Origin of the sequence: Burkholderia singularis (assembly GCF_900176645.1) — a bacterium.
GTDB lineage: Bacteria > Pseudomonadota > Gammaproteobacteria > Burkholderiales > Burkholderiaceae > Burkholderia > Burkholderia singularis.
Genome location: NZ_FXAN01000135.1, coordinates 1 through 5,014, shown reverse-complemented (window position 1 = coordinate 5,014; position 5,014 = coordinate 1). Strand labels below are relative to the sequence as shown.

Annotated in this window: 3 protein-coding genes; all 3 read left to right on the top strand. The window is 66.5% G+C overall.

Annotated elements, in window-relative coordinates; all coding sequences use genetic code 11:
- Window positions 1–1,239, top strand: a 1,239-nt coding sequence (locus BSIN_RS24885; RefSeq protein WP_089342388.1) for an HlyD family secretion protein, incomplete at its 5' end; no start/stop codon positions are given.
- 13 nt (window positions 1,240–1,252) lie between these two features.
- A complete protein-coding gene (locus BSIN_RS24880) occupies window positions 1,253–3,565 on the top strand; it encodes a peptidase domain-containing ABC transporter (RefSeq protein WP_089342387.1) in 2,313 nt (770 codons plus the stop codon).
- On the top strand, window positions 3,562–5,014 hold a 1,453-nt coding region (locus BSIN_RS24875; RefSeq protein WP_369828261.1), incomplete at its 3' end, for a TolC family protein. The genes BSIN_RS24880 and BSIN_RS24875, both read left to right, overlap by 4 nt.

Sequence of the window (5,014 nt, the reverse complement as noted above, 5' to 3'; positions counted from 1 at the left end):
GCGCAAGAAGCCCAACGCACGCAAACGCTGGGCGAGATCGTGCTGATTCGGCCGGTATCGTTCGCGGTCCTGACCACCGCGGCCATCGCCATGGCCCTCGGCGTGATCCTGCTGTTCAGCTTCGGCACCTATACCCGCCGCACCACCGTCGACGGCACCCTCACCCCCGATACCGGCCTCGTCAAGGTCTACACCCAGCAGACCGGCATCGTGCTCAAGAAGAACGTCGTCGAAGGGCAGCACGTCACGCGCGGCCAGGTGCTCTACACCGTCTCCGCCGATCTGCAAAGCGCCGCGGCCGGCGAAACCCAGGCCGCCCTCATCGCCCAGGCCCAGCAGCGCAAGTCTTCCCTCGAGCAGGAGCTCGACAAGACCAAGCTCCTTCAGCAGGACGAGCGCAGCACCCTGCAAGCCAAGATCGCCAGCCTGCGCACCGAGCTCGCCGGCATCGACGAGCAGATCGCCGCCCAGCGCACCCGCACCTCGCTCGCCGCCGATGCCCCCCGCCGCTACGACGGCCTGCTCGCCCAGGACTACATCTCCAAGGATCAGGCCCAGCAGCGTCAGGCCGATCTGCTCGACCAGCAGTCCAAGCTCCACAGCCTGCAGCGCGAGCGCGCCGATACCGCCCAGTCGCTCACCGAGGCCCTCAACCAGCTCTCCGGCCTCGCGCTCAAGCAGCAGAACCAGCTCGCCCAGATCGACCGCAGCGTCATCGACGTCGACCAGAGCCTCGTGCAAAGCGAAGCCAAGCGCGAGTTCGTCGTCACCGCCCCCGAGACCGGCACCGCCACCGCCGTCATCGCCGAGCCCGGACAGACCGCCGACACTCAGCATCCGCTGGCCAGCATCGTCCCCGCCGGCGCTCATTGGCAGGCCTATCTGTTCGTCCCCAGCTCCGCGGTCGGCTTCATCCATGTCGGCGACCCCGTGCTCGTGCGCTATCAGGCTTATCCGTACCAGAAGTTCGGCCAGTACGAGGCCCGCGTCGTGTCGATCGCCCACACCGCGCTGTCCGCCGCCGAACTCGCCACCAGCGGCGCACCCGCCGCTCAGGCCTCCAACGGCAGCACTTTCTACCGCATCACCGTCGCGCTCAAGGATCAGCACGTGACCGCTTATGGCAAGGCGCAGCCCCTGCAGGCCGGCATGGCCCTGCAGGCCGACATCCTTCAGGAGCGTCGCCGCCTCTACGAATGGGTGCTCGAACCCCTTTACAGCCTGACCGGCAAACTCTGACCGCGCCCCCGCCATGTCTCTACTCGATCGTCTTTCGTTCGGCGTCGGCCACAAGCTGCCGATGCTCCTGCAGACCGAGTCCGCCGAGTGCGGCCTCGCCTGCCTGGCGATGGTCGCCGGCTTTCACGGCCACCACGTCGACCTCGCCACCATGCGCAGCCGCTTTCCGGTCTCCCTCAAGGGCGCCGGCCTGGGCCGCGTGATCGACATCGCCCAGCGCCTCGATCTGGGCACCCGCGCACTCAAGCTCGATCTCGATCAGCTCAGCCAGCTGCGCACGCCCTGCATCCTGCACTGGAACTTCAATCACTTCGTCGTGCTCAAGGAAGTCAACGGCAAGAGCGTGACGATCCATGATCCCGCCCAGGGCGTGCGCAAGCTCTCCTTCGACGAGGTCTCGCGCGCCTTCACCGGTGTCGCGCTCGAACTCTGGCCCACCGGCAGCTTCAAGCCGCTCGACGCCAAGCCCTCCGTCAAGCTGCGCTCGCTGCTCGGGCCCGTGGCCGGCCTGTCGCGCTCGCTCGGCCAGATCTTCCTGCTCGCGATCGCCCTCGAGATCTTCACGCTCGTCTCGCCGTTTTTCCTGCAGTGGGTGATCGACGAGGTGATCGTCAGCGCCGATCGCGATCTGCTCACCGTGCTCGCCCTCGGCTTCGGCCTGCTGCTGCTCATGCAGCAGGCCACCAGCGCGATCCGCGCGTGGGCGCTGATGTATTTTGGCACCACGCTGAACGTGCAGTGGCGCGCCAACGTGTTCACGCACCTGCTCAGCCTGCCCGTCAAGTACTTCGAGCGCCGCCATCTGGGCGACGTCGTCTCGCGCTTCGGCTCGATCGACACGATCCAGCAGACCATGACCAGCTCGTTCCTGTCGGCCGTCATCGATGGGCTGATGACCATCGTCACCCTCGCGATGATGTTCGTCTACAGCCGCACGCTCGCCTTCGTCTCGCTCGGCACGATGCTGCTCTACGCGCTGATGCGCTGGCTCTGGTATCGCCCGCTGCGCCTGGCCACCGAGGATCAGATCATTCACACCGCCAAGCAGCAGAGCCACTTCCTCGAGACCGTGCGCGGCGTGAAGACCATCAAGCTGTTCAACCGCCAGAGCGAGCGCCGCTCGAGCTGGCTCACCCTGCTCGTCGAGCAGGTCAACGCCGGGCTGCACGTGCAGAAGCTGCAGTTGCTGTATCAGCAGATCAACGGCTTGCTGTTCGGCATCGAGAACCTGCTGATCATCTGGCTCGGCGCGCGCCTGGTGATGGACGGCCAGTTCACCGTCGGGGTGCTGATGGCGTTCAACGCTTACAAGGGCCAGTTCGACAGCCGCGTCGGCAGCCTGATCGACAAGTTCTTCGAGATCAAGATGCTGCAGCTGCAGGGCGAGCGGCTCGCCGACATCGTGTTCGCGCAGGCCGAGACCGACACCAGCCTGCGCCACGTGCCGGGCGAGGCCGAGAACCTGGAGGCGAGCATCGAGGCCGAGAACCTCACGTTCCAGTATGCGGAGGGCGAGCCGGTCGTGCTCAATGGCGTGTCGCTGAAGATCCCGCCGGGCGAATCGGTGGCGCTGGTCGGGCCGTCGGGATGCGGCAAGACGACGCTGGTGAACGTGCTGCTGGGCATTCTCGAGCCGACCGGCGGCAAGATCAAGATCGGCGGCGTCGACGTCGAGCGCCTGGGCATCGATCGGCTGCGCACGCTGGTGGGCACGGTGCTGCAAGACGACGTGCTGTTCGCCGGCTCGATCGCGGACAACATCAGCTTCTTCGATCCGAACGCCGATCCGAACTGGGTGGCGCAATGCGCGCAACTGGCCGCGGTGCACGCGGATATCGTGGCCATGCCGATGGGCTACAACACGCTGGTCGGCGACATGGGCACGGTGCTCTCGGGCGGGCAGAAGCAGCGGGTGCTGCTGGCCCGCGCGCTGTACAAGCGGCCGAAGATCCTGGTGCTGGACGAGGCGACGAGCCACCTCGATGTGCAGCGCGAGCGGCTGGTCAATGCGGCGGTGAGCGCGCTGAACATGACGCGGCTGATCGTCGCGCACCGGCCCGAGACGATCGCGACCGCGCAGCGCGTGATCATGCTCGATGGCGGCAAGGTCGCGCTCGACCAAAGCACCGCGGCGCTCGCCGAGATGCAGAAGAAAGCTGCGCAGCAGGCCGCCGCCGCGCAAGCGGGGCAAGCGCCGGGCGCGCCGCAGGCGGCCGGGCAGCCCGCCCCGGCGCAACAGCCGGCGCCCGCCGCCGCGCAACCGGCCGCCGACCCGCACGCGCCCGCCGAGCCAAACGCGTCGCAACAAACGACGATCGGAAGGTGAGCGTGATGAAGTATTTCCATCCGTTCGCCGCCGCCGCGGCGTGCGCGCTGCTTGTTGCGTCGCACGCCGCGCACGCGCAGTGGCTCGACGTCTACGGCACGAAGAAGCTCACGTCCGCGACGCCCGCCGCGCCGATGCTGAAGAACGCCGCGTGCCAGCCCGAGTTGGCGAGCCATCCGATCGAACTCGAGGACGCGGTCCTGCAGGCCATCTGCGCGAATCCGAAAGCCCGGCAGGCATGGGCGAACGCACGCGCGCAGGCCGCGCAGATCGGCGTGGCCAAGGCCGCTTATCTGCCAACGATCAATGCCACCGGCGGGTATGAGCGCGATATCGTGACGCCGACATATAACCAAAAGGGTTTTAATCCCTTGACAGGCGAGCTGATATCGCAATCGGTCTCGCAAACGCAAAGTACGAACAGCAAATACGGCATGCTCAATCTAAGCTGGGTGCTGTTCGACTTCGGCAAGCGCAGTGCGCAATTGCGTCAGGCGCGTGATCTGCTCGCCGCGGCCAACGCCACCCAGGACGACACGCTGCAGACCATCCTCTTCAGCGTCGCGCAGTCGTACTACGACGTGCGCAGCAAGCAGGCCGCGGTCGATGCCGCGCGCGAAACCGAGCAGGCCGCCAAGGAAAGCCTGGCCGAAGCGAAGGCCAAGCACGACGCCGGCGCCGGCACGCTCGCCGATCAACTGCAGGCGCAAACCAGCTATCGCCGCGCGCTGCTCGAGCGCGTGAATGCCGAAGGCGACGTGTTGAGCGCGATGGGCGCGCTCGCGAACGCGATGGGGCTCGATGCGAATACGCCCCTCACGCTCGCCTCTTCCGAGCCCAAACTCGATCACAACGAGTTCGCGCAGAACGTCGCGGATCTGATCGACGAAGCCAAGCGCCGGCATCCGAAGCTGTTGGCCGCCCGCGCGAAATTCGAAGCCGCGCGCGCGAATGTCGATGTGGTGCGCGCACAAGGGCGACCGACGATTTCGTTGGTGGGCAATCTGAGCCGCAACAATCCGTCGTATCAACAGCAGCCGCAGCAGTTCGGCACGCAATTGAACTCGAGCCGCAGCAGCTCGATCGGCGTTCAAGTGACGATCCCGTTGTTCGAGGGCTTCGCGTCCGGCTATCGCGTCGCGCAGGCGCAGGCGCAGGCCGATGCGCAGGAAGCCGACATGCAGAACACCGAGCTTGGCGTCTCGCTCGACGTGTGGCAAAGCTATCAAAGCCTGCAGAGCGACACCGCGAATCTCGACAACTCCAAGGCGTTGCTCAGCGACGCGCAGCATTCGCTGCAAATCGCACGCGGCCGCTACAAGGCCGGCGTCGGCACCATCACCGAACTGCTCAACGCCCAAACCGCGCTGGCCGATGCGCAAAAGCAGCGCGTGCAGGCCGTCGCGAAATGGCAGACCTCCCGCCTTCGCTTGGCGCAAAGCCTGGGCA